Origin of the sequence: Serratia sp. CY55921, assembly GCF_052167655.1 — a bacterium.
GTDB lineage: Bacteria > Pseudomonadota > Gammaproteobacteria > Enterobacterales > Enterobacteriaceae > Serratia > Serratia ureilytica.
On the sequence record NZ_JBJNMU010000005.1, the window covers coordinates 52,053 to 77,389 of the forward strand.

Annotated in this window: 23 protein-coding genes; 13 read left to right on the forward strand and 10 right to left on the reverse strand. The window is 57.5% G+C overall.

The features are described 5' to 3' along the window. Window positions 1-4 precede the first annotated feature (4 nt). The 4 genes from dnaN to yidA all read left to right on the forward strand — a co-directional run bounded on the left by dnaN (window position 5) and on the right by yidA (window position 5,610). Window positions 5-1,105 (forward strand): DNA polymerase III subunit beta, encoded by a 1,101-nt coding sequence (gene dnaN / locus ACJ8M3_RS19715; RefSeq protein WP_004933892.1) that lies wholly within the window; start codon window positions 5-7, stop codon window positions 1,103-1,105. Between the two features lie 45 nt (window positions 1,106-1,150). Then, window positions 1,151-2,236 carry a DNA replication/repair protein RecF gene (recF, locus tag ACJ8M3_RS19720; RefSeq protein ID WP_004933895.1) on the forward strand — a complete coding sequence of 362 codons (1,086 nt, stop codon included), beginning with the start codon at window positions 1,151-1,153 and terminating at the stop codon, window positions 2,234-2,236. An 18-nt stretch (window positions 2,237-2,254) separates the two neighbouring features. Then, window positions 2,255-4,669 (forward strand): DNA topoisomerase (ATP-hydrolyzing) subunit B, encoded by a 2,415-nt coding sequence (gene gyrB / locus ACJ8M3_RS19725; protein ID WP_004933898.1) that lies wholly within the window; start codon window positions 2,255-2,257, stop codon window positions 4,667-4,669. A 125-nt stretch (window positions 4,670-4,794) separates the two neighbouring features. Further along, window positions 4,795-5,610, forward strand: coding sequence for a sugar-phosphatase (gene yidA, locus ACJ8M3_RS19730; RefSeq protein WP_033645143.1), 816 nt, complete (start codon window positions 4,795-4,797; stop codon window positions 5,608-5,610). 25 nt (window positions 5,611-5,635) lie between these two features. On the opposite strand, the gene ACJ8M3_RS19735 is transcribed toward yidA, so the two are convergent. Next, window positions 5,636-6,577 carry an ornithine cyclodeaminase family protein gene (locus ACJ8M3_RS19735; protein WP_033645142.1) on the reverse strand — a complete coding sequence of 314 codons (942 nt, stop codon included), beginning with the start codon at window positions 6,575-6,577 and terminating at the stop codon, window positions 5,636-5,638. Next, window positions 6,564-7,532 carry a threonine/serine dehydratase gene (locus ACJ8M3_RS19740; RefSeq protein ID WP_042783385.1) on the reverse strand — a complete coding sequence of 323 codons (969 nt, stop codon included), beginning with the start codon at window positions 7,530-7,532 and terminating at the stop codon, window positions 6,564-6,566. Before ACJ8M3_RS19740 ends, ACJ8M3_RS19735 begins: the two co-directional genes overlap by 14 nt. Before the next feature lie 462 nt (window positions 7,533-7,994). Between ACJ8M3_RS19740 and ACJ8M3_RS19745 the strand changes: the two genes are divergently transcribed. After that, a complete protein-coding gene (locus tag ACJ8M3_RS19745; RefSeq protein WP_103101713.1) occupies window positions 7,995-9,275 on the forward strand; it encodes a DUF3748 domain-containing protein in 1,281 nt (426 codons plus the stop codon). A 30-nt stretch (window positions 9,276-9,305) separates the two neighbouring features. Here ACJ8M3_RS19745 and ACJ8M3_RS19750 read toward each other — a convergent pair whose 3' ends face one another. Next, window positions 9,306-9,653 (reverse strand): YceK/YidQ family lipoprotein, encoded by a 348-nt coding sequence (locus ACJ8M3_RS19750; protein ID WP_016929593.1) that lies wholly within the window; start codon window positions 9,651-9,653, stop codon window positions 9,306-9,308. A gap of 309 nt (window positions 9,654-9,962) precedes the next feature. Between ACJ8M3_RS19750 and ibpA the strand changes: the two genes are divergently transcribed. The 3 genes from ibpA to ACJ8M3_RS19765 all read left to right on the forward strand — a co-directional run bounded on the left by ibpA (window position 9,963) and on the right by ACJ8M3_RS19765 (window position 12,737). After that, window positions 9,963-10,376, forward strand: coding sequence for a small heat shock chaperone IbpA (ibpA, locus tag ACJ8M3_RS19755; protein ID WP_004933919.1), 414 nt, complete (start codon window positions 9,963-9,965; stop codon window positions 10,374-10,376). A gap of 106 nt (window positions 10,377-10,482) precedes the next feature. Then, window positions 10,483-10,911 (forward strand): small heat shock chaperone IbpB, encoded by a 429-nt coding sequence (ibpB, locus tag ACJ8M3_RS19760; protein ID WP_004933922.1) that lies wholly within the window; start codon window positions 10,483-10,485, stop codon window positions 10,909-10,911. Window positions 10,912-11,078: 167 nt separating this feature from the next. Beyond that, entirely contained in the window at window positions 11,079-12,737 is a 1,659-nt protein-coding gene (locus ACJ8M3_RS19765) for a putative transporter (protein ID WP_069101019.1), read from the forward strand. 10 nt (window positions 12,738-12,747) lie between these two features. On the opposite strand, the gene ACJ8M3_RS19770 is transcribed toward ACJ8M3_RS19765, so the two are convergent. From ACJ8M3_RS19770 to ACJ8M3_RS19780, 3 genes are all read right to left on the reverse strand, one after another. After that, window positions 12,748-13,128, reverse strand: a complete 381-nt coding sequence (locus ACJ8M3_RS19770; RefSeq protein WP_025304766.1) for a type II toxin-antitoxin system VapC family toxin — start codon at window positions 13,126-13,128, stop codon at window positions 12,748-12,750. Further along, entirely contained in the window at window positions 13,128-13,349 is a 222-nt protein-coding gene (locus ACJ8M3_RS19775) for a ribbon-helix-helix domain-containing protein (RefSeq protein ID WP_025304767.1), read from the reverse strand. The genes ACJ8M3_RS19770 and ACJ8M3_RS19775 overlap by 1 nt, the downstream gene beginning before the upstream one ends. Window positions 13,350-13,422: 73 nt before the next feature. Beyond that, entirely contained in the window at window positions 13,423-14,673 is a 1,251-nt protein-coding gene (locus tag ACJ8M3_RS19780) for a valine--pyruvate transaminase (RefSeq protein WP_033645138.1), read from the reverse strand. Window positions 14,674-15,707: 1,034 nt separating this feature from the next. Between ACJ8M3_RS19780 and ACJ8M3_RS19785 the strand changes: the two genes are divergently transcribed. The 5 genes from ACJ8M3_RS19785 to ACJ8M3_RS19805 all read left to right on the forward strand — a co-directional run bounded on the left by ACJ8M3_RS19785 (window position 15,708) and on the right by ACJ8M3_RS19805 (window position 20,956). After that, complete coding sequence (locus tag ACJ8M3_RS19785) at window positions 15,708-16,487, forward strand: 2OG-Fe dioxygenase family protein (protein WP_033645137.1); 780 nt, start codon at window positions 15,708-15,710, stop codon at window positions 16,485-16,487. Window positions 16,488-16,566: 79 nt separating this feature from the next. Next, window positions 16,567-17,706 (forward strand): trans-sulfuration enzyme family protein, encoded by a 1,140-nt coding sequence (locus tag ACJ8M3_RS19790; RefSeq protein ID WP_046687995.1) that lies wholly within the window; start codon window positions 16,567-16,569, stop codon window positions 17,704-17,706. 5 nt (window positions 17,707-17,711) lie between these two features. Continuing rightward, entirely contained in the window at window positions 17,712-18,650 is a 939-nt protein-coding gene (locus tag ACJ8M3_RS19795; RefSeq protein ID WP_080273428.1) for a phosphotransferase, read from the forward strand. A gap of 103 nt (window positions 18,651-18,753) precedes the next feature. Further along, the gene (locus ACJ8M3_RS19800; protein WP_060660114.1) at window positions 18,754-20,016 is read left to right on the forward strand and encodes an ATP-grasp domain-containing protein; all 1,263 of its coding nucleotides are present in this window, start codon (window positions 18,754-18,756) and stop codon (window positions 20,014-20,016) included. Further along, the gene (locus ACJ8M3_RS19805; RefSeq protein ID WP_060660113.1) at window positions 20,006-20,956 is read left to right on the forward strand and encodes a hypothetical protein; all 951 of its coding nucleotides are present in this window, start codon (window positions 20,006-20,008) and stop codon (window positions 20,954-20,956) included. The genes ACJ8M3_RS19800 and ACJ8M3_RS19805 overlap by 11 nt, the downstream gene beginning before the upstream one ends. Window positions 20,957-21,023: 67 nt before the next feature. On the opposite strand, the gene ghrB is transcribed toward ACJ8M3_RS19805, so the two are convergent. The 4 genes from ghrB to ACJ8M3_RS19825 all read right to left on the reverse strand — a co-directional run bounded on the left by ghrB (window position 21,024) and on the right by ACJ8M3_RS19825 (window position 25,208). Continuing rightward, the gene (gene ghrB, locus ACJ8M3_RS19810) at window positions 21,024-22,001 is read right to left on the reverse strand and encodes a glyoxylate/hydroxypyruvate reductase GhrB (RefSeq protein ID WP_033645132.1); all 978 of its coding nucleotides are present in this window, start codon (window positions 21,999-22,001) and stop codon (window positions 21,024-21,026) included. A gap of 73 nt (window positions 22,002-22,074) precedes the next feature. Then, window positions 22,075-23,343, reverse strand: coding sequence for an MFS transporter (locus tag ACJ8M3_RS19815; protein WP_033645131.1), 1,269 nt, complete (start codon window positions 23,341-23,343; stop codon window positions 22,075-22,077). A gap of 139 nt (window positions 23,344-23,482) precedes the next feature. Next, window positions 23,483-24,448, reverse strand: coding sequence for a sugar kinase (locus ACJ8M3_RS19820; RefSeq protein ID WP_046688560.1), 966 nt, complete (start codon window positions 24,446-24,448; stop codon window positions 23,483-23,485). A 7-nt stretch (window positions 24,449-24,455) separates the two neighbouring features. Beyond that, window positions 24,456-25,208: a sugar phosphate isomerase/epimerase family protein gene (locus ACJ8M3_RS19825; RefSeq protein WP_060660112.1), complete on the reverse strand. Its 753-nt coding sequence runs from the start codon at window positions 25,206-25,208 to the stop codon at window positions 24,456-24,458. Window positions 25,209-25,337: the final 129 nt, after the last annotated feature.

Consider the following 25,337-nt stretch of genomic DNA (forward strand, 5'->3'; position numbering starts at 1 on the left):
CGCTATGAAATTTATCGTTGAACGTGAGCATCTGCTAAAACCGCTGCAACAGGTGAGCAGCCCGCTGGGCGGCCGCCCGACCTTGCCGATCCTGGGCAACCTGCTGTTGCAGGTGACGGAAGGCTCCCTGCTGCTGACCGGCACCGATCTGGAGATGGAGATGGTGGCGCGCGTCGCCCTGTCCCAGCCGCATGAGCCGGGCGCGACCACCGTGCCCGCGCGCAAATTCTTTGATATCTGCCGTGGCCTGCCGGAAGGGGCGGAGATCGCCGTCACGCTGGAGAGCGAGCGCATGCTGGTGCGATCCGGCCGCAGCCGTTTCTCGCTGTCCACGCTGCCCGCGGCGGACTTCCCGAACCTGGACGACTGGCAGAGCGAGGTGGAATTCACCTTGCCGCAGGCGACGCTGAAGCGCCTGATCGAAGCCACCCAGTTCTCGATGGCCCATCAGGACGTACGTTACTACCTGAACGGCATGCTGTTTGAAACCGAAGGCGAAGAGCTGCGCACCGTCGCGACAGACGGCCACCGCCTGGCGGTGTGCTCGATGCCGATCGGCCAGCAGTTGCCGTCGCATTCGGTGATCGTGCCGCGTAAAGGGGTGATGGAGCTGGTGCGCTTGCTGGACGGCGGCGATTCGCTGCTGCAGCTGCAGATCGGCAGCAACAACATTCGCGCCCACGTCGGCGATTTCATCTTCACGTCCAAGCTGGTTGACGGCCGTTTCCCGGACTATCGCCGCGTTTTGCCGAAGAACCCGGACAAAACGCTGGAAGCCGGCTGCGATCTGCTCAAGCAGGCGTTCGCCCGCGCGGCTATTCTCTCGAACGAGAAATTCCGCGGCGTGCGGCTGTACGTCAGCCAGAATCAGCTGAAGATCACCGCCAACAACCCGGAACAGGAAGAGGCGGAAGAGATCCTCGACGTCAGCTACGACGGCGCGGAGATGGAGATCGGCTTCAACGTCAGCTACGTGCTGGACGTGTTGAACGCGCTCAAGTGTGAAGACGTGCGCCTGCTGTTGACCGACTCGGTCTCCAGCGTGCAGATCGAAGACGGCGCCAGCCAGGCGGCGGCCTACGTTGTCATGCCAATGCGGTTGTAGTCTCGTTACCTTGAATTACAGCACCGTCATCGGTAAAGAGATTGCATGGCTCTGACGCGTTTATTGATTAAAGATTTCCGCAATATCGAGGCGGCGGATTTGGCGCTGGCGCCGGGATTCAACTTCCTGGTCGGCGCTAACGGCAGCGGCAAGACCAGCGTGCTGGAGGCGGTGTATACGCTCGGCCATGGCCGCGCCTTTCGCAGTCTGCAGGCCGGTCGGGTGATCCGCCACGACCAACCGGAGTTCGTGCTGCATGGCCGCATCGAAGGCGCGGAGCGCGAGCTGTCGGTAGGATTGAGCAAGAGCCGTCAGGGTGACAGCAAAGTACGCATCGATGGCAGCGACGGCCACAAGGTGGCCGAGCTGGCGCAGCTGCTGCCCATGCAGCTGATCACCCCCGAAGGTTTTACCCTGCTGAACGGCGGGCCGAAATTCCGGCGCGCTTTCCTGGACTGGGGCTGTTTTCATAACGAACCCGGTTTTTTCACCGCCTGGAGCAACCTGAAACGGTTACTGAAGCAGCGCAATGCCGCGCTGCGCCAGGTGAGTCGCTATGCGCAGATCCGCGCCTGGGATCAGGAACTGATCCCGCTCGCGGAGCGCATCAGCGAATGGCGGGCGGAATACAGCGACGCGATCGCCGCGGATATCACCGCGACCTGCGCGCAGTTTCTGCCTGAATTCGCCCTGAGCTTCTCCTTCCAGCGCGGCTGGGACAAAGAGAGCGACTACGGCGAGCTGCTGGAGCGCCAGTTTGAGCGCGACAGGGCGTTAACCTATACCGCGGTGGGGCCGCACAAAGCGGACTTTCGCATTCGTGCCGACGGCACGCCGGTAGAGGATTTGTTATCGCGCGGTCAGCTTAAGCTGCTGATGTGCGCGTTGCGCTTGGCGCAGGGTGAGTTTCTCACCCGGCAGAGCGGGCGGCGTTGCCTGTATCTGATTGATGATTTTGCCTCCGAGCTGGACACCGGCCGTCGCCGGTTGCTGGCCGATCGCCTGAAAGCCACCCAGGCCCAGGTTTTTGTCAGCGCAGTCAGCGCTGAACAAGTGACCGACATGGCCGGTGAAAAGGGCAAGATGTTCCGCGTGGAACAGGGTAAAATAGAGGTTCAACCACAGGACTAAAATGAGCGAGAAACGTTGATGTCGAATTCTTATGACTCCTCAAGTATCAAGGTATTAAAAGGGCTGGATGCGGTGCGCAAGCGCCCGGGCATGTATATCGGCGATACCGATGACGGCACCGGTCTGCACCACATGGTATTCGAGGTTGTGGACAACGCTATCGACGAAGCGCTCGCGGGCCACTGTAGTGACATTCAGGTCACCATCCATGCCGACAACTCGGTATCGGTGCAGGATGACGGCCGCGGCATTCCGACCGGCATTCACCCGGAAGAAGGGGTTTCAGCCGCAGAGGTCATCATGACCGTGCTGCACGCCGGCGGTAAATTCGACGACAACTCCTATAAAGTTTCCGGCGGCCTGCACGGCGTGGGCGTCTCGGTGGTTAACGCCCTGTCGGAGAAACTGGAGCTGGTGATCCGCCGCGAAGGCAAAGTGCACGAACAAACTTACAGCCACGGCGAGCCGCAGGCGCCGCTGAACGTGGTGGGCGAAACCGAGCAGACCGGCACCATGGTGCGCTTCTGGCCGAGCCACCAGACCTTCACCAATGTGACCGAATTCGAGTACGACATTCTGGCCAAGCGTCTGCGCGAGCTGTCCTTCCTCAACTCCGGCGTGTCTATTCGCCTGAAGGACAAGCGCACCGACCGTGAAGACCACTTCCATTACGAAGGCGGCATCAAGGCGTTTGTCGAGTACCTGAACAAGAACAAAACCCCGATCCACCCGAACGTGTTCTACTTCTCCACCGTGAAAGACGACATCGGCGTGGAAGTGGCGCTGCAGTGGAACGACGGTTTCCAGGAAAACATCTACTGCTTCACCAACAACATTCCGCAGCGCGACGGCGGCACGCACCTGGTCGGTTTCCGTACCGCGATGACCCGTACGCTGAACAGCTACATGGAGAAGGAAGGCTACAGCAAGAAGGCCAAAGTCAGCGCCACCGGCGATGACGCGCGTGAAGGCCTGATCGCCGTGGTGTCGGTGAAGGTGCCGGATCCGAAGTTCTCTTCTCAGACCAAGGACAAGCTGGTCTCTTCCGAGGTGAAAACCGCGGTTGAAACGCTGATGAACGAGAAGCTGGTGGATTACCTGATGGAGAATCCGGGCGACGCGAAAATCGTGGTCGGCAAAATCATCGACGCGGCGCGCGCGCGCGAAGCGGCGCGTAAAGCGCGTGAGATGACCCGCCGCAAAGGCGCGCTGGATCTGGCCGGCCTGCCGGGCAAGCTGGCGGACTGCCAGGAACGCGATCCGGCGCTGTCCGAACTGTACCTGGTGGAAGGGGACTCCGCGGGCGGCTCTGCCAAGCAGGGGCGCAACCGCAAGAATCAGGCTATCTTGCCGCTGAAGGGGAAAATCCTCAACGTCGAGAAAGCGCGTTTCGACAAAATGCTCTCTTCGCAGGAAGTGGCGACGCTGATCACCGCGCTGGGTTGCGGCATCGGCCGCGACGAGTACAGCCCGGACAAGCTGCGTTACCACAGCATCATCATCATGACCGATGCCGACGTCGACGGTTCGCACATCCGTACGCTGCTGTTGACCTTCTTCTACCGCCAGATGCCGGAAATCATCGAGCGTGGCCACGTGTTCATCGCACAGCCGCCGCTGTACAAGGTGAAGAAAGGCAAGCAGGAGCAGTACATCAAAGATGACGAGGCGATGGATCAGTATCAGATCGCCATCGCGATGGACGGCGCTACGCTGCACACCAATGCCAGCGCACCGGCGCTCGGCGGCGAGCAGTTGGAGAAACTGGTGGCCGAGCACTACGGCGTGCAGAAGCTGATTGGCCGCATGGAGCGCCGCTACCCGCGCGCGCTGCTGAACAGCCTGATCTATCAGCCGACGCTGAACGAAGGCGATCTCAGCGATGAAGCCAAGGTGAAAACCTGGATCGCGTCGCTGGTGCAGGCGCTGAACGACAAAGAGCAGCACGGCAGCAGCTATGACTTCGTGATCTTCGAGAACCGCGAGCGCCAGATGTTCGAGCCGGCGTTGCGCATCCGTACCCACGGCGTGGATACCGACTATAAGCTGGACTTCGATTTCATCCACGGCGGTGAATACCGCAAGATCTGCCAGCTGGGCGAGCAACTACGCGGGCTGATCGAAGAGGGCGCGTTCATCGAGCGCGGCGAACGCCGTCAGCCGGTAGACAGCTTCGAACAGGCGCTGGAGTGGCTGGTGAAAGAGTCGCGCCGCGGCCTGTCGGTGCAGCGTTATAAAGGTCTGGGCGAGATGAACCCGGAGCAGCTGTGGGAAACCACCATGGATCCGGAAAGCCGCCGCATGCTGCGCGTGACCGTCAAGGACGCCATCGCTGCCGATCAGCTGTTCACCACGCTGATGGGCGATGCGGTTGAACCGCGTCGCGCCTTTATCGAAGAAAACGCCCTGAAAGCGGCGAACATCGATATCTGATGCGTTAATGGCTGTGAAAATCCGCGCCGGGCGACCCGCGCGGATTTTTTTTTGGCCTTTTTTGGCGCTGACAGCCGAGGCTGAAACGCGTTAGCATGAATAAAAACCACTGGGAGAAGCGTTGAATGGCTATTGAACTGATTGCGATCGACATGGACGGCACGTTGCTGGATCCGCAGCACCAAATCACGCCGGCGGTAAAGCAGGCTATCGCGGCGGCGCGGCGCAAAGGGGTACACGTGGTGCTGGCCACCGGGCGGCCTTATGTCGGCGTGCAGGATTATCTGCGCCAGTTGGACATTCAGGGCCCCGGCGATTTCTGTATCACCTATAACGGCGCGCTGGTGCTGCGTGCGGTCGACGGCGCCTGCATTCTGCAAGAAACGCTGGGCTTTGAGGATTATCTGCATTTCGAGCAGATGGCGCGCGAGTTCGGCGTTCACTTCCAGGCGTTTGATTTCGATACCCTGTATACCCCGAACAAGGACATCGGCAAGTACACCATACACGAGGCGGAAATGACCGGTATTCCGCTGAAATACCGCAGCGTGGAAGAGATGGATCGCCAGATGCGTTTCCCGAAAGTGATGATGATCGACGAGCCGGAGCTGCTGGACCGCGCCATCGCGCGCATCCCGGCGGAAACGCGCGCGCGTTACACCATCCTGAAAAGCGCGCCTTATTTCCTCGAGATCCTGCACAAAAACGTCGATAAAGGCGCCGGGGTGAGAATGTTGGCCGAGCATCTCGGCGTGGCGCGGGAGAACATCATGACGCTGGGGGATCAGGCCAATGATACGGCGATGATCGAATATGCCGGCGTCGGCGTGGCGATGGGCAATGCCATTCCCGAGCTGAAAGCGGTGGCGCAGTTTGTCACCAGCGCCAATACCGAAGACGGCGTGGCGCGCGCTATCGAGAAGTTCGTGCTCAACGCCTGATAACGCGGGGCGCTGCGGCGCCCCTTTATACTTTCGCCAACACCCCTTTGGCGATCTGCAGATCCTGAATCGCCAAGCCGGTGAGATCGGCGATGGTGATGTGCTGCGGCTCGCGTCGTACCCGCCCTCCCTGCGCCAAGACGGCGCCAATTTCGACGATCGGCGTTGAAATCAGCCTATTTTGCCGATAAGCCGTCGCGATCTCGCCATAGTCCGCACACTGCGTCAGCGCATCGACCAGCAGCGCGTCTGCGCGGGCCACCAGCTCGGTCGCCAGTTCCTGCTTGCCGGGCGTGTCGGCGCCCACGGCGGTGATGTGCGTACCGGGCCGAATATCCGCCGCCTGCAATATCGGTTCGCGGCTGGGCGTGGTGGTCACGATCAGCTGACAGTGCGCCGCCAGTTCCGCCGCATTCTGCGTAACCCGCACCCGAAAACCCTCGGCTTCGGTATCGCGCCGATACGCCGCCAGCGCCTGTTCGTCTCGCCCCCACACCCACACCTCGCGGCAATCGGTCACCGGTTTCAGGCATTGCAGCTGCAGCCGCGCCTGCAGGCCCGTGCCGACAATGCCGATCGCCTGAATATGCGGCGGCGCGCACAGCTCGGCGACGATGCGGCCGGCCAGGGCGGTGCGCAGCGCGGTCAGCCAACCTTCATCTTGCAGCAGCGCCTGCGGCTCGCCGGTTTGGGCGGAGAACGCCATCATCAGCCCCTGATTGCTCGGCAGGCCGTGTTCGGCATTGCGATAGAAACCGGTAGAGATCTTGACCACGAACAGTTCGTCGCCTTCCAACCAGGCGGACTTGATGCAGCAGTCGCCGTCGGCCCGCTCGAACAGGAAATGCTGCACCGGCGGCTGTTGCACCCGCTGTTGCGAGTAGGCGATAAAACCCTGCTTCAGCAGCGGCGTTATGGTCTCGGCATCGAACGCGGCGAGGATTTGCTGCCGATTAAGGATGTGCATCGGCGATGGCCTTGAGGTATTTCTCCAGCACGATGTTCTTGCCGCACAGCACCACCGCCACCTTTTTACCCTGGTATTCCGGCGCCAGTTTGATCGCCGCCGCCAGCGCCACGCCGGCCGCGCCTTCGATAATCCAGCGATCGCTGGCGGCTATCCGGCGCATCGCGTGTTTAATCTCCGCCTCGCTGACCAGCACTTTGCGGTCGATCAGCTGTTGGCACAGCGGAAAGGTCACGGCGCCCGGCTCGACGCCGCCGGCGGTGCCGTCGGACAGGGTTTCTTGCTCTTCCACCGGGAAGATATGGCCCGCTTCCAGCGCGCTGTACAGGCTGGTGGCGTTTTCCGGCCAGCAGGCGATAAGCTGCGTGTTCGGCGACAGTTGCCGCAGAACGGTGCCGATGCCGGCGATATAACCCCCGCCGCCGACCGCCACGAACACGGCGTCCAGATCGGTGAGCTGTTCAACCAGCTCCATGCCGCAGGTGCCCTGGCCGGCGATCACCTGCTCGTCGTTATACGGCGAGATATAGGTTTTCCCCTGTTCGCGTGCGGCCTGTTCCCCCGCCAGTTCGGCGTTCAGCGCATCGCCCGGCACCAATTCCACGGTGCCGCCCAACGCGCGAATGGTGTCGAGCTTGATGCTCGCCGCCGTCTCCGGCGCATAAACCGTGACGCCAACGCCCATCAGTTGCCCCGCCAAAGCGACGGCCTGACCGTGGTTGCCGGTAGAGGCGGCGATCACGCCGCGCCGGCGTTGCTCGTTATCCAGCAGCCGCAGCTTGTTGCTGGCGCCGCGAAATTTAAAGGAACCGGTGTGCTGCAGGTGATCGCATTTCAAATACAGCTCGCAACCCAATTGCTGAGAAAGCAGCACGCTGCGCTCCAATGGCGTGACTCGCACCTGAGGGCGCAGTTGCTGATGGGCAGAAACAATGGCATCGAAAAGGGGGTTCATACCGGCTCCGGATTTTTTAGACTTAAAATCCAGTTTGTACTTTTTTGTATGGATTGTAAACCCCGTCGGGCAACCCGGCCAGAAAGCGGAAATGGCGGGGGTACGGCATCGCGTATGCGGTGAAAATAAACATTACTGGGCGTTTAGCGGCACAATTTTTTATTTATTTGCGTTAAGTAAGGTGCCGCTGTGGGCGTATTTAATGAGGAGAAGGATAATCAATAAAATAATGCTCGCTTCCTTTACTTATACCGTTTGGGCGTCGTTGAGTTTCCCCATCAGGAATGTGGCCGGCTAGCCGGGCGTTTATTTCCTGCCGGCGTCGTCGATAGGCTTAACGGATAAGTCTCATGGACATTTCGACGCGGGAAAGCCCCCGGCTCGTCCTCGCCGGCCATATGAAACGCGGCTGCCGATCCGGTAAGATGGCCGTTCAGTGCCAGCATGCGCAGGAGAGCCGCCATGAGCCATCGGGAAAAACAACTGACTTTCGACCCACGCGGGCATCAGTTAACCAATATCAACGTCTGGACGCCGGACAGCCAATGGCTGGCTTATGACGTGCGCCCGCGCGGCGCCTCTTTCACCGGCCTGAGCATCGAGCGGGTTAACGTCGCCAGCGGCGCGGTGGAAGTGGTTTATCGCGCCCAGCACGGCGCACACGTCGGCGTGGTCACGGTCAGCCCCGATGCGCCGGCGCGTTACGTCTTCATCCACGGCCCGGAACACCCGGACAGCGCCTGGCAGTATGATTTTCATCACCGCCGCGGGGTGATCGTCAGCGAACCGGATCGCGAGTTGGCCATTACCCTCGACGCGCTGGATATCACGGCGCCCTACACGCCCGGCGCGCTGCGCGGCGGCAGCCATGTGCACGTTTTCAGCCCGGACGGCAGCCGCCTCAGCTTTACCTACAACGATCACGTGATGCATGAATGCGATCCGGCGCGCGATCTGCGCAACGTCGGCGTGGCTGTGCCGCTGCACGGGGTCAATCCGCCGAAACAGCATCCCCGTGAATATGACGGCAGCCACTATTGCGTGCTGGTTAGCGAGACCGTGCCGCAGCCGCAGCCGGGCAGCGATCAGATCAATCGCGCCTACGAAGAAGGCTGGATTGGCCGCGAAGGCTACCGTAAGGCCGACGGCAGCCGACAGCGCTGGGCGCTGGCGTTCATCGGCGATACGCTTTCCGCCGCCGGCGAGAAACTGCCGGAGGTGTTTATCGTCGATCTGCCGGAGAGCGACGCCGACTACGCCAGGGCCGGCGCGGTGCCGCTGCAGGGGACGGAAAGCGAGCTGCCGGCGCCGCCGCTTGGCGTCAGGCAGCGGCGGGTGACCTTTACCGGTGAACGCCGTTTTCCGGGCGTGGTCGGTGCGCCGCGCCATTGGCTGCGCAGCTCGCCGGACGGCAGCCAGATCGCTTTTCTGATGAAGGATGACGGCGGCGTGGTGCAACTGTGGACGGTGTCGCCGAACGGCGGTGAGCCGCGCCAGGTCAGCCGCGGCGAGCATGACATCCAGTCGGCGTTCAGCTGGCACCCGCAGGGCGGGACGATAGCCCTGGTGTGTGACAACAGCGTGATGCTGTGTGAGGTCGCCAGCGGCCGCCTGCAGCGTTTAACGCAGCGCAGCGTGCAGCCGCCGTCGGGGGATGCCGTGGTGTTTTCGCCGGATGGCAAGAAAGTGGCGTTTATGCGCGAGATTGCCGGATTCAACCAGATCTTTGTGGTTGAGGCGTAAGGCGGGCCTGATGGCCCGCTGCGTGCGTGATTAGTGTGTGGCGGTGCTGTCGTTGCCCTCGCCGGGGTTGCCGGTTGCCGCCAGATTCTGCTGCTCGCTGCGCAGGATGCGCGCTTTTGGCGAGTCTGCGGTGGCGTCATTGCCTGAACGCAGATAGTCGTAAGGCAGCAGCACGGTATCCATCACTGCGGAGAACGGCAGATCCAGCGCCACCAGCGGCATCATCGCCCAGCTGGTGTTGTCGTCCTTCAGCATGTCCACGCTGGCGCGGGTGCCGGGATAGTAACCCTGATTCGGGCCGGTATGGCTCATCACGCTGGAGCAACCGCTGGTCGCCAACAACATGCAGCCCGTCGCTATCGCTTTCATCGTCGTCATTAATCCATCCTGCAGGGTTGCTGTGCCCCTAAATTAAGCTGATTTATAACATCCTGTTGCTGCTTTAAAAGAAGCAAAATCCCGCTCTGTGGCGGCTCTCTCACTTTAGTGTAAGTGGTAAAAAAACTTTCACCTAACCGAAAAGCGCTTTTTTTGATCCTCGCCCGTTGAATTGATGAAATCAACCCCCATTTTATCATCAGAGCCGGATTGAGAATTTGCCGTAAGGGAATTCTGGCTTAATTAGCCTGTCCAGAATGGAAGGCGTATTTATTTCAACCTCGCTGAAGTGCCTTAGGAGGCTGTTTTATGCGTAATTTCGATCTTTCTCCGCTATACCGTTCCGCCATTGGTTTCGATCGCCTGTTCAACGCGCTGGAGGCCGGCCAGAGCCAGGGCAACGGCGGTTATCCCCCTTATAATGTCGAGCTGGTGGACGAAAATCATTATCGCATCGCCATTGCGGTAGCCGGGTTTGCCGAGCAGGAGCTGGAGATCACCACGCAAGATAATCTGCTGATCGTGCGCGGTGCGCACAATAACGAACCGGCAGAAAAAACCTATTTATATCAGGGCATCGCTGAGCGTAATTTCGAGCGTAAATTCCAGCTGGCCGAACATATTCAAATTAAAGGCGCCAAACTGGAAAACGGTCTGCTGTATATCGATATGCAGCGCATCGTGCCGGAAACATTAAAACCGCGCCGTATCGAAATTAAATAATTCCGTTTTCGCCGGCAGGAACGCTGTCGGCAAATATGCAGTAATAATCCGCCTGCCGTCAGGGGGCTGAATAAACACATCTCGCTTAATGAAAGGAGTTGTTCCTATGCGTAATTACGATCTATCCCCGCTTCTGCGTCAATGGATTGGTTTTGATAAACTGGCCAGTTCCATGGGGGGCCAGGAACCCCAGGGGTTCCCGCCGTATAACATCGAGAAAAGCGATGACAATCACTACCGCATTTCTCTGGCGCTGGCCGGTTTCCGGCAGAGCGAACTGAATATCGAAGTGGAAGGGCCGCGGCTGACCGTCAGCGGTAAACCCACGCCGCCGGAAAAACAGGTCGAGTACCTGCATCAGGGGCTGGTGTGCAAAGAGTTCCAGCTGACCTTCACTCTGGCGGAACACCTGCAGGTGTCCGAGGCCAAATTTGAAAATGGCCTGTTGCACATCGATCTGGTGCGTCAGGTTCCGGAAGCCTTGCAGCCTCAGCGCATCGCCATCGGCGCGACGCCGGAGCTGGAAGCCAAATAACCGACTGAAAAACGGTCATCATCATGTGGGGGAGATCCAGACGGATCTCCCCCGTTGCGTTATGTGGCGCACGCCACAGTCCCCCCGTCTGCCCGATGCCATAATCCTTGTTAATTGTGTGTCTATGTCCGCAAATCCCCTATTCAACTTTGGCAAGGATGTGACCTATGAGCGATATCGCCCTGACCGTCAGCATGTTGGCGTTGGCGGCCGTCATTGGGCTGTGGATGGGGAACTGGAAGCTGTACGGTGTCGGGCTGGGGATTGGCGGCGTGCTGTTCGGCGGCATCCTGGTCGGCCACTTCGCCCAGAGCGGGCAAATCAGCCTGAACGGGGACATGCTGCACTTCATCCAGGAGTTTGGCCTGATCCTGTTCGTTTACACCATCGGCATTCAGGTTGGCCCCGGCTTCTTCTCTTCGCTGCGCGTCTCCGGTCTGCGGCTCAACGCCTTCGCGGTGCTGCTGGTGCTGACCGGCGGCGCAGTGGCGGCGGCGGTGCACAAGCTGTTCGACGTGCCGCTGCCGATCATCCTCGGCGTGTTCTCCGGCGCGGTCACCAACACGCCGGCGCTGGGCGCCGGTCAGCAAATCCTGACCGATCTCGGTTCCGATCCGGCGTTGGTGGACGGCATGGGCATGGGTTACGCCATGGCCTATCCGTTCGGCATTTGCGGCATCCTGCTGGTGATGTGGCTGATCCGATTGGTTTTCCGCATCAACATCGAGCGCGAGGCACAGGCGTTTGAAAGCAGCTTGGGCAATCAGCGCGAGCTGTTGTACGCCATGAACGTGGCGGTGCGTAACCCCAATCTGCAGGGCATGGCGATCAAAAGCGTGCCGCTGCTCAACGGTGAAGCGATCGTCTGTTCGCGCCTCAAACGCGGCGAGCTGTTGATGGTGCCGGCGCCGCATGAGCGGCTGGAGCTCGGCGACTATCTGCACCTGGTGGGCAAACGCGAAGATCTGGAGAACGCCCGGCTGGTGATCGGCGAAGAGGTTGACGCTTCGCTGTCCACGCGCGGCACTGCGCTGCAGGTAGTGAGGGCGGCGGTGACCAACGAGCAGGTGCTGGGGAAAAAAATCCGCGATCTGAACCTGAAGCAGAAATATGACGTGGTGATTTCACGCCTCAACCGCGCCGGCGTGGAGCTGGTGGCCGGCAGCAACGTGACGCTGCAGTTTGGCGATATTCTCAACCTGGTCGGCCGGCCGGAGGCCATCGACGCGGTGACGGCAATCGTCGGCAACGCCCAACAAAAGCTGCAGCAGGTGCAGATGCTGCCGGTCTTTATCGGCATCGGCCTCGGGGTGCTGCTGGGCTCCATTCCGCTGTTTGTGCCCGGCTTCCCGGCGGCATTGCGGCTGGGGCTGGCCGGCGGGCCGTTGGTGGCGGCGCTGATCCTGGGGCGCATCGGCAGTATCGGCAAGCTGTACTGGTTTATGCCGCCGAGCGCCAACCTGGCGCTGCGCGAACTGGGCATCGTGCTGTTTCTGGCGGTGGTCGGTTTGAAATCGGGCGGCAATTTTATCGATACGTTGCTGCATGGCGAGGGGCTGACATGGATTGGTTATGGCGCGTTGATCACCGCCATTCCGCTGCTGAGCGTCGGCATTCTGGCGCGCACGGTGGGCAAGATGAACTATCTGACGCTGTCCGGCATGTTGGCGGGGTCGATGACCGATCCGCCGGCGCTGGCGTTCGCCAACGGCCTGCATCCCACCAGCGGCGCCGCCGCGCTGTCTTACGCCACCGTATACCCGCTGGCGATGTTCCTGCGCATCATGTCGCCGCAGCTGCTGGCGGTGCTGTTCTGGACGTTGTAGTGCGGATCGTCTACAGCCGATAAGGCATCAACACGCCATTGTCAGTGCCGAAATCTTTGGGGTTGCGGGAGATGAGCATCCGGAATCCCACCTGCGCGGTGGCCCAGATAATGGCGTCTGGCAGTTTCACATGCTGTGAGTGGCGCAGTTCTACGGCGCGTTCGGCGACTTCATCGGTAATAGGCAGCAGCAGAAATTGCCCTAAAAACTGACGTGTTTTCAGCTCCAGTGCCGGACCCTGTTTTTTAGCACCTACCATCACTTCCATCCAGGTGATGGCGCTGATGGCCGGATTGATGTGATACTCGACCAGAACGTCCCTGGCTTGAGGAATGCCGTTGAGATAATCGATCAGGATATTGGTGTCGAATAACGCCCGTTGAGCCACCATTATTCCCACTCCTCGCGCTGACGATTTTCGTACTCCACGCCATCTCCCATCGCCCCGGACCAGAGCCCGAAAGCGTTGCTGGGATCTTCCACGTGGTTCTCCGTCAGATAGCGGGAGACTGCTTGACGAATGATTTCGGCCCGGGGAACGTGGCGGATATTTTTCAGATTATCGAGCTGCCGCAGGTCTTCTTCAGGTAAATCGATCACGATGCGAGTCATCGTTGGCCCTCCAAAAAAGATATACGATATATGCATCGTATATCTTTATCGGTCGATTTTCAATCAGTCGGCGTTAGCCTTCCTGATGTGCGCGTTCGATCTCTTCCGCCAGAATAGCCACGCCGCGCTCGATTTTCTCCGGATCGGGCACGTAGTTCATGCGCATGCACTGGTGGGTATGTGGCCATTCATGCTCCAGTCCCGGGAAGAAGTAGTGGCCGGGCACCATCAGCACGCCGCGCTTTTTCAGGCGCTGATACAGCACTTCGGTGGTGATCGGCAGATCCTTGAACCACAGCCAGAGGAAGATAGCCCCTTCCGGTTTGTGGATCAGGCAGCGTTCCGGCGACAGGTAGCGGCGAATGATCTCGATGGTGTGCTCGACGCGCTGTTTGTAGAACGGGCGAATCACCTCGTTCGACAGGCGCAGCAGATCGCCGCGCGCGATCATTTCCGTCGCCATCGCCGGCCCCATGCTGCCTGGAGACAGGCTGATGATGCCGTTCATGTTGGTCAACGCGGTGATCACCTTCTCGTCGGCGATCACGATGCCGCAGCGCGAGCCCGGCAGGCCGAGCTTGGACAGGCTCATGCACAGGATGGTGTTCGGGTTCCACAGCGGCGTGGCGTCGCTGAAGATGATGCCGGGAAACGGCACGCCGTAGGCGTTGTCGATCACCAGCGGAATATCGCGCTGCTGCGCCAGCAGGTCGAGCTTCATCAGCTCTTCGTCGGTGATCACGTTGCCGGTCGGGTTGGTCGGCCGTGAAACGCAGATCATGCCGATGTCATCGCCGATGGTGAGATGTTCGAAATCGACGTGATACTTGAACTGGCCGTCCGGCAGCAGCTCGATGTTCGGTTTGGCGGAGACGAACAGCCCTTCATCCAGCCCGGCATCGGCATAGCCGATATATTCCGGCGCCAGTGGGAACAACACGCGGCGGCGCGAGCCGTCGGCGTAGCGGCCGGCGAACAGGTTGAACAAGTAGAAAAATGCGCTTTGGCTGCCATTAGTCAGAGCAATATTCTGTGGCGAGATCTCCCAGCCGAGCTCGTCGCGCAGCAGATTGGCCAGCGCTTTCAGCAGCGCGTCCTTGCCTTGCGGGCCGTCGTAGTTGCACAGCGCTTCGGTCAGTTTGCCCTGGTCGAGCATCTCCTGGCACAGCTGTTTGAAATAGGCTTCCATCTCTGGGATCTGTGCGGGGTTGCCGCCGCCGAGCATGATGGCGCCGGGGGTGCGCAGGCCTTCGTTCAGGTCGTCCATCAAACGGGTAATGCCCGCATAACGGGTAAATTTTTCGCCGAAAAGTGAGAAAGTCATAGGTGCAGCAGTACTGTTTTTTAGCAGGTAATCACCCACCATACCGCCAGATAAACCCCGCTGCAATGCGGCTGACAAATCGACCGGTGGGCACAAGTTTTGCCCTGCGTTCGATTAGCAGCATATTACGCTGGATTATTGTGACCGTTCGCCGGCCCACGCCATTATCGCCTCAACCTTTCAGCCACGCGATTCAGCCACGCGATCTTAGGGTTGGCACAGGTTTTGCGGTCCCGACCCAGATTACACTTTTTCGCTGCATTTCATTAACACTATGGCAATTTATAACCATATCGAGTAACTTCCGCATCCGTTAAATTTAACTTAACAATAAAGATTATCTAAACTAATGCTCGGAAAGGGATGAGTAGTGCGGTAGCGTGGATGAAGCCATGCCAAAAGCACGGCTTTCAAGGCGATTTTACTTGCCTGACCATGGGTTGATTGCCAGTTTCGTCCCTGTCTATCTACAGACTACAGAGTAATCGGTTTGATGAGCGGTGTCTCCTGCTGGCCGGCATGGGGCATGTACGTTGCCGTTGCTGAAAATTGGCTATTTTGTATAAAAAACACTAATCATACTACCCGCGAGGGAGCCGCAAATAGCATTTAGCGGCGTAACGCCAGGGTAGGGCGCTCTGTGTCCGGCAGATGCGCATCGCCAGGCATCGCAGCCCATTAGGCGGGTAGGGTTGGAGGATAAAGGTTTCGCGCCGATTCACCTGGCGTCATTTGAAAACCCGTATGCAGCGTAGACTTTCGCTCACCGCGCACAAGTGAGATGAGGTCAGGTAGCAATGAAAAACAGCGCAAGTCTGGTTTCGATAAATAAGTGGAAAAGAAATCTATAAAAGTCTCTTTCGCACTTTTTAGCGTGCAGGAAGTTTAAAGAATAAATAATCAAGCTCTTTTATTTGTGAGATGAATTACTTCACTTGAAAAACAGGGAAGCATTTGCTGTTCAATGTTCATGAGCATTGCGGTGAACATCAATATGTCGTTATTCCAATCAGAGTAAAAAGGAAGATTGCACGATGATTCGTGGTAACATTAAAGAGTTTGAGAACACACTTGAGTGCCGTGTGAGCGCATACCCCATGATGACAGATGTAGGGTATTGCAAATTGGCTTCGGATGACTTTAACCTTACCGATGCGCAAAAATCAGACTTAAGTATTATTCAGCGGCATTTCGATACGCTTGCTCTGGATCCCTACGGTGAAAATGCGGGGCGCTATCGGCAGCACAGTAAATATGTGCTTTTACCTTGCTTTAATCTCTTGATTCCTCAATCTTCCGAACACGCCTACAGTTACAAACAAGATGTCGGATTTAATGATGAAGTCGTTGAGGAGGCAAGGAAGTTTCAGCCTGTTCCAAACGAAATTTTGTCAAATAATCTGATCACGTCGCTTGTCCTGCATGATTTTAAAAACTCCCCGTTACATGAGTATGCTTCCACGATTCCCATGGAGGTCGGCATTCACTTCATCAGAATGAAAGCGACGGTTGATGCGCCGGGGATTTCCGTACCGAATCGACTTCATAAGGATGGCGAGCCTTGCACCTGGATACATTTGATCAATCGTGATGGTGTTTCTGGCGGTGAGAACATCATTACAGATAACACCAAGACGAACATCCTGTGTAATGAGGCGATGCTCAAACCGCTGGACTCCATCGGCATCGTTGATGATCTAGTCTGGCACCAGGTGAAACCGGTTCATGTGGATGGGCACGGTAAGGTGGGCTTCCGCGATGTCATATTAATCGATTTCACCCCGATGTTCGCGGTGCCAAATAACCCATCGTAATAAAGACTCACATGAACGGGGGGATCCTTTATTCAAGGCATGCCCCCCACTTCCTGATACTCGAAAATAGGCAGTAACCGTGTTAGCAAAAGAAACTCTTGCCGTTCACAGCGGAACCATTATCGACGAAATGCATGGTGGCATTCTTTCTCCGCTATTCTCCGCGAGTTCTCACAAGCATCTTGATATGACAGAAGATGTCTATCCAAGACATGGTAACTTACCCAATCAACGCGCCGTTGCCGAGAAGATGTGCGCATTGGAAAGCGGTGGTGAGGCCGCTCTGGTATTCAGTTCCGGTATGGCGGCTTTCGCGACGGCGATGCTTTCGCATTTAAAAGCCGGTGACCATATTGTTTTACAAAACGGCGTGTATTCAGGTGCGCTCAAGTTTGTACAGAATCATTTTGCAAAATTAGGCATCACATACAGCGTTTCGGAGAGTTGTGAAGTAGAGAGCATCATCGCATTAGTCAATTCGAATACGCGAATGATATATATCGAAACACCGACAAATCCATTGCTTAAAATCCTGAACATTGAGCTATTGACCCGATTCGCCAAGAGTCGGGGGGTGTTCACCATTATTGATAACACCGTGGCGACGCCTATCAACCAAAACCCTCTGGAATATGGCGTCGATTTGGTATTGCACAGCGCCACCAAGTTTTTGGGCGGCCACGGCGATGTGTCAGGCGGCGTGGCTGTCGGCAGTGAAGAGTCCATTGCTGCAATGGCCGAATATATGAATGACTTTGGCGGGTGTCTGAACGCGCAGTCATGTCATCTGCTTGAGCGAAGCTTGCGCACGTTGGCCATTCGAATGAATGCCATTAACCGCAACGCGATGGAACTGGCCAGCCGTTTAAATGAGCACCCTAATGTGACGAACGTGTTCTATCCGGGGTTGCCGAGTCATCATAATCATAGCGTAGCCCGCGAACAAATGAGGGGGTTCGGCGGCATGGTCAGCTTTGAAATCGCCCCGCGGTTTGACGCGACAAGTTTTCAGAAGAAGTTAAATCTCATCGTCCCTTCCAACAGTTTGGGGGATTTGGAGACCACGCTGAACTCGCCTTATCAGGCCTCATCGTCGTTCAGAAGTCTTAGCGAGCAGGAGCAGAAAAAATCAGGGATTACGAGGCAATTAATACGAATGTCAGTCGGCATCGAAGACGTTAATGACTTGTATGAAGATTTGCATCAAGCGCTCAAGTGAATGATATGGAATTAGAAATGCAAACAGGCTCAACGTTGAATAGTGATGAAGTTCACCGCATAGAATCTCTTTATGGGCTGACGGTAAAAAGCAGCGCCTTCTTGGGGATGGGATCTGGCAATACCAATTACTGCCTCGAAACGGATATCGGCCGCTGTGTTTTCAGCATTATTGAAGAGCAAAGCCGTGATGATGTTGAGATCATGGCGAAGACGCTGGTATGGCTGGAAGCACATGATTATGAGACCTCCTTGCTGGTCAAACCCAAAGGGCAAGAAAGCTATTCAATTATATTAAGGGGCAAGCACTCTCTATTAAGAACCTATATGGATGGCGCCGTCCGCCGGGATTTCAACGAACATATGCTCAGGCAGCTCGGCGTTGCCATGGCGAAACTGCATACGATCCCCGTCCCTAATTTCTTAACAGACTCAGTCTTCTATGAGCAGAAAAAGTTCATGGATGCCCTCGATGCCAATATCGATCAGGATTATGAGCGCTGGGCCAAAGACAGACTCAGGCATCTTGCCGTAGAACGCATCAGCGGCTTGCCTACCTCTGTCATCCACTCCGATCTTTTCTACGACAATATGCTGTTTGAAGGCGAGCAGTTCGTCGGCATGATAGATTTTGAGTTGACCTGTATTTATCACTCCGTTTTCGATATCGCCATGGCGATTGTCGGCACCTGCGGCATCAATGGGACGCTGTCGCCGGAAAAAGCGAAGCATATCATCGCGGGTTATAATTCTATAAGAATGCTTGAAGCGCGCGAAATTAAGGTGTTGAAAACCTATACGGAATACGCCGCCATCCTGACATCTCTTTGGCGTTATTGGCGGTATAGAATCTATCAGCCGGGTGGTGATAAATCTGATAAATATCGCGAAATGACAAGCCTGGCTAAAAGTATTGAACGCACCGACTTCTCACAAATTTGCTGACACGTTCCCTTCATAAAGTAAAAGGGCGTCGAGCGTAAATTCGACGCCAAGACAATCGAACGTTAATATTCGGCCCTGATTATAGTACGGAGTAACCCGCTGCATGGACATCAAAGACACGAAAAAAATCGTCATCCTCGTTGACGCCTACTCATCCGGAAATGATGTGGCACCGGAATTCAATAAAAAAGGATACGGGTGCGCGCACATTCAAAGTCGAGAAGATATCCCGGCGAAGCTGCTGAATAGCTACAGAGGGGATGATTTCTTTATCAGTTTGCAATACACGGGGGATGAGATCCTCAATCAATTGCAAGAGTATGATGTTATCGCGGTGATTGCAGGCTGTGAAACAGGCATTGAACTCGCAGATCATCTGGCTGAGCTTCTGGACCTGCCCGGTAACGATACCGGCACGAGCCGTTCTCGCAGGAATAAATACCTGATGCAGGAGTGCCTGAAAAATAGCGCGATCAATCATATCCCCACGCACCGGTTAACTACCCTTAAAGACGCCACGCAATATGCGACCGAGCTGTTTAAAAAATACCGGAAGCTGGTGCTAAAACCCGTTGACAGCGCAGGCACGGACTCCGTTTTTGTTTGCAAAACGGTTGAAGAAGTTGAAGCTCATTCGGGTGATTTGTTCAAAAAAAGCAATCAGCTCAATTTAAAAAATGAAGTCATTATTCTGCAGCCTTTTATTGAGGGGGAAGAGTACGTCGTCGATACTGTCAGTTATCAAGGCCGTCACAAGATCTGTGCGATATGGAAGATGGGCAAGGGCAGTTACAACGGGGCCGATTCCATCTGTGAGTTCACCGAACTGACCTCCTTCGATGCGCAGAATCACGCTCAGCTCAAAGATTACATCTTTAGCTGTCTGGATGCTTTAGGGATCACGTTTGGCGCAGCGCACTCGGAACTGTTTTTAACCAAAGACGGTTGGACGCTAATTGAAACCGGGGCCAGACCGCACGGCGCGGGTTTTCCGGCGTTGTCATCCCTGGCGTTGAAGCGCACGCAGATTGACGAACTGGTACTGAGCGTGTGTTCAACCGAGGCATTCCTGGAAGCGGTCGCAGAGGAATATAAACCGTTAAACTATTTAAAAATTAAAGAGCTGATATCTTTTAGCGCTGGCACTATCAAGGCTGTTAAGCATGTCGATACCATCGCCGGTTTGCCATCCTACAAGAAATCAAATCTGCCGGATGTTGATCAGGAAATAAAACTCACGACGGACGTTTACAGCTCTCCGGGCTGGATTGCGTTAAGCCACCGTTGCGCCGATCAGCTCAATGCCGACTATCAATATATCGTTGGCCTTGAAAGTAAGGGCATGTTTGAAGTCTATGAACAGTAAAATCAAGGCGTCCGGCCCAACGTACATTCTTGGATATTGCATCCTGGGTGCGGCCATAGATGTTTTTCTCTCAGGTTTGTTGCAGAGCATCGATCTGTTCGTATTATTGTTTTGGACTTTCACCTTGACCTGGCTCGGTTTCTTTGTGATCTCCGTGCTGTTTTTCCCCGTCAAGCTGCGAGCTTGCCTCAACGCCTGGAAGTTAATTCTATTATTGAATATCTCTACGCTGGGAGCTTGGGTTGGGCTTTTCGTTGGGTTGAAATGGACGGAGCCCTCCATTCTGGTGGCCATGCTTTTTGGACTGAGCCCGATCATTTCTGTTTTCATTGAGATTTATAACCGAAATTCGGTGGGTGTAAAAAACATCGTTATAGCCGTGATGCTGGCTTTTATTGTCGCCGTGCTGATGATATTGGCCGTGAAAGGGCAGCGTTTTAACCCCTTCGATTCAAACACCCTATTTGTTCTGGCGCTTGGCTTAGTGTGTCTCGTCACCTCAACCTGTATGGCTGTCGGCACCTATATTGCAAAATCATTGTCCAAACAAGCGTTTAACGCCGTCAATATTCAGTCGTTCAGATTTCCCTTGCTCATTGGCGTTTGCGCGCTGATGTTGCCGAGCGAAGGCGTATTGGCAACGACGCAATCCAGCTTCTGGATGTACCTGCCGATCATCGTCATATTAGGGAATATATTGCCGCTATGGATGCTGCAAAAGGGTATTGAACTCACCAGCGCCTTGACCACCAACATTATTGTGAATGTTTCACCCTGCATTACGCTGTTGCTGGAGGCTTTTGACCCGTCGATAGCCTACAGCCATATGAAACTGGCGGTGTTGGTGATGCTGCTGCTGGTCATGCTGATCGCCAATGACGACGTGGGCAAATTTGTCGTCAGCAAGATAAGGGGGAAGCCCGTGAGGTTGACGGAGTGAAAATACTCCGTCGACAGCCGCAAAAAGCGGCGAGGCCGGCGATCCGCAGATCGCCGGCCGCGCTGAGTTATTTCTGCAACAGCTGCGGGTTGACGCAGTTTTCTTTCACCGTGCCGGTCAATGCCGCGATCAAGTTATCCACCGCGCAGGCGGCCATGCCGTAGCGCGTTTCATGGGTGGCGGAGCCGATGTGCGGCAACGCCACTACGTTCGGCATGCTGAGCAGCGGCGAGTCGGCCGGCAGCGGTTCCTTCTCGAACACATCCAACCCCGCGGCGTGGATCACGCCGTTTTGCAGCGCTTCGATCAGCGCCTGCTCATCCACCACCGGCCCGCGGCCGGCGTTGATCAGAATGCCGCTTTTCTTCATCTTCGCCAGCTGATCGCGGCCGATCAGATGGAAAGTTTGTTCGGTCAGCGGCAGCGTGATGCAAACGAAATCCGACTCGGCCAGCAGGGTATCCAGGTCGCAGCGACGGGCGTTGAAGCGTTGCTCCGCCTCTTCGTGCGTGCGGCGGGCGTTGTACAGCACCGGCATGCCGAAGCCGAAGTGCGCGCGCTGCGCCAGCGCCAGGCCGATGCGGCCCATGCCGAGGATGCCGATGGTTTTGTGGTGCACGTCGACGCCGAACCAGTCCGGCCCGATGCTGCCGCGCCATTCGCCGGCCTTGACCCGTTCCGCCACTTCCACCACCCGGCGCGCCGTCGCCAGCACCAGACTCATGATGGTGTCGGCGACGGTTTCGGTCAGCACCGTCGGGGTGTGCATCAACAGCACGTTATGGGCGTTGAGCGCCTCGACGTCGAAGTTGTCGTAGCCGACGGAAACGGTCGAGGCCGCGCGCAGTTTGGGCGCCTGCTGCAGGAAGGCTTCGTCAATTTTGCCGCCGGAACCGATGATCCCTTCGGCCTGCTGCAACGCCTGGCGCAGTTCCTCGCGGTTCTCCGGCTGCAGGCCGTTGAACGCGTGTACGGTGAAGTGTTGTTCCAGACGTTCACGCAGGTCGGCGGGCAGGCTTTTGTACAATACGATAGAAGGTTTCATCACGAACTCCAGCTGGGCCAAAGGGGGCCTGGCGCCCCCTCGGGTTGATTGACAGAGAAAAAGTATAACCGGATCAAGCCATCTGCGGCTGGATCTCGTTGCGGGCGGGCTTGACGATCAGCGTCAACACCACCGCCACCACCAGTGCGATGGCCATAAACATGTAGGAAGCCGCCGGGCTGCCGGTGGCGCCGTTCAGGTAACCGACGAACCAGGAACCGAAGAACGAACCCAGCGCGCCCATGCTGTTGATCAGCGCCATGGCGCCGCCGGCGACGTTTTTCGGCAGCATTTCCGGAATGATGGCGAAGAACGGCCCATAAGGGGCGTACATCGCGGCGCCGGCGACTACCAGCAGGCCGTAAGAGATCCAGAAATGGTTGGTGCCGACGGCGTAAGAGCCGAAGAACGCCAGCGCGCCGATCAGCAGCAGCGGCCAGACAAACAGCTTGCGGTTTTGCATTTTGTCCGACGCCCAGGAGACCACGATCATGGCGATGGTCGCCGCCAGGTAAGGCACCGCCGACAGCCAGCCCGCTTCCACCATGCCCATCTGCATGCCGCTGCGCAGGATGGAAGGCAGCCACAGCACGAAGCCGTATACGCCGATGCTCCAGGCGAAGTACTGCACGCACAGCAGGATCACGTTGCGCGAACGGAAGGCTTCGCCGTAGTTGCGCACGGCCTTGATGCCTTTCTGTTCTTCGTCCAGCTGCTGTTGCAGCGCCTGTTTCTCATCGGCGCTCAACCAGCCGGCCTGCGCCGGTTTGTCTTTCGCCAGCACCCACCAGCAGAACGCCCAGATGACCGCCGGAATGCCCTCGATGATGAACATTTCGCGCCAGCCGAAGGCGTGGATCAGGTAACCGGACACCACCGACATCCACAGCACCGTCACCGGGTTGCCGAGGATCAGGAAGGTATTGGCGCGTGAACGCTCCGATTTGGTGAACCAGTTGCTGATGTAGATCAGCATTGCCGGCATCACCGCCGCTTCCACCACGCCGAGGATAAAGCGGATGGCGGCCAGCATCGGGATATTGCTCACCACGCCGGTCAGCGAGGCGCAGCCACCCCACAGGATCAGGCACCAGAAGATCAGTTTTTTGACGCTGCGGCGCTCGGCGTAGATGGCGCCGGGAATTTGGAAGAAGAAATAACCGAGGAAAAACAGCGCGCCCAGCAGCGAGGCCATGCCCTTGGTGATGCCGAGATCCTCATTGATGCCGGCGGCGGAGGCGAAGCTGAAGTTGGCGCGATCGAGATAGGCCAGGCTGTAGGTGATAAACACGATGGGCATGATGTACCACCAGCGTTTGGCCGCGACAGTCGCTTTGTTCATGTTCAGTATCCTTCAGTGGTGTTGCATCCCTTTCGCCCAGCCCGTTGGGCATGAAAGACGAAGGGGCAGATGCTCTCCCGACGCGTCCCGGTTGTAGGGCTAGAGGCTGACGTCATGCGGAGAAGTCGTTTTTTTATTGTTATTCGGCCAGCGCCGCGCGGGTCGGCAGGCCTTCGCTGTCGCCGATGGCCTGGATCGCCAGCGAGCCGATTTTGTTGCCGCGTTGCACCGCCTGTACCAGCGTTTTGCCTTCCAGCAGGGCGCTGAGGGTGCCGACGGCAAAGCCGTCACCCGCCCCTACGGTATCCACCACGTTGTCGACCTTGACCGCGGCCACCGCCGCTTTATCGCCGGCGGCGGTTTTAAACCAGGCGCCGTCCGGGCCGGTTTTGATGATCACCGCCTGCACGCCGCGCTCCAGATAGAAATCGGCGATGCCTTCCGGCGTCGACTGGCCGGTGAGGATCTGTCCCTCTTTCAACCCCGGCAGCACCCAGTCGGCGGCGAACGCCAGCTGGTTCAGCTGCTCGATCATCACCTCGCGACTGGGCCACAGCACCGGGCGCAGATTGGGATCGAACGAAATGGTTTTGCCCATGGCGCGCATCTCGCGCGCCGCATGGTGGCACAGCGCCAGCGATTCGCCGGACAGCGCCGCCGCCACGCCGCTCAGGTGCAGGTGGCGCGCGGAACCGAAATACTCGCGGTTGAAATCGGCGACTGACAGGCGGCTGGCCGCCGAGCCTTTACGGAAATATTCCACGCTGGGATCGGTACCATCGGTAGTCTTGGATTTCACCTGAAAACCGGTCGGATAGTGGCCGTCGACCGTCACCTGCCGGTAGTTGATGCCTTCTTTTTTCAGCTGCTGCAGGGTGAAGCGGCCAAACGAGTCGTTGCCGACGCGGCTGACCCAGCCGACGTTCATGCCCAGACGGGCCAGGCCGATCGCCACGTTCAGTTCGGCGCCGGCGATGCGTTTGGTGAAGGTTTCCACCTCCGCCAAATCGCCGGTCTGCGCCGCCACGAACATCGCCATGGCTTCACCCAGAGTGACCACATCCAGGGGCGCCTGCTGCGCCGTCGTTGCCGTTAACGTTGTCATCATGGGGTTACTCCGCACGCAAAATATTGACGTAATGGCGGGTGACGGCTTCCAGGTCATCACCCTGCAACGGGAATTCGATGCCGCGCGGCGCATCGTGCGGCAGGCGGGCCAGCAGATCGCGCCAGCTGCCGTCGGTATCGTCCAGCGCAATGGCGCGCCAGCCGCGCGGACCTTGCGTGGCGGCCTTGACGTGCACGTAACCGACGTGGCGGGCCAGGCGCTCGGCGGCGGCGAAGGCGTCTTGCCCCACCCACAGCCAGTTGGCCATATCGAAGGTCATGCTGACCGGCAGGTGGCTATCTTCCGCTGCATGGAAAAAGGCGTTCAGCATCGACAAAATGCCGCAGTCCGGCGTTTGGTCGTTCTCGACCACCAGTTTGACCGGATGTTGCTCCAGCGCCACTTTCAGCTCGGTAAAATCGAAGCCGGGGCGGAAATGGCCGAGGGAGAGCTTCAGCTGGCGCGCGTTCAGCGCCTGCGCTTCCGCCAGCAGCGCCGGCAGGTTGGGATTCAGCGTATGTTGCGGAGTGAACAGCGCCTCAGGGGCGGAATAGACGGCGAACAGCTGCTGGCGTTCTATCTCCTGGGACAGCGCAGGCAGGCTGTCCAGTTCGCCGGCGGCGAACAGTTCGCGGCGGATCTCCACCCCGTCGGCGCCCGCGCCGGCGATGATGGGCAACAGCGCGCGCTGGCCGCCCTGTTGTTTGACGGTATCGGCGCCGTAGGCGCCGGTGACCACGATGATTTCTGTTTTCATTTTGACTCCTGAGGCGGCATTGTCGCCGCCGCTGCTGTTACCGGTACGTTAAATGGAACCGGTTCCAGTAGAAAGCGACAGAGTGTAAAAATATGATCGCAATCACGAAGCTGAGCAAAAAACAGCCGA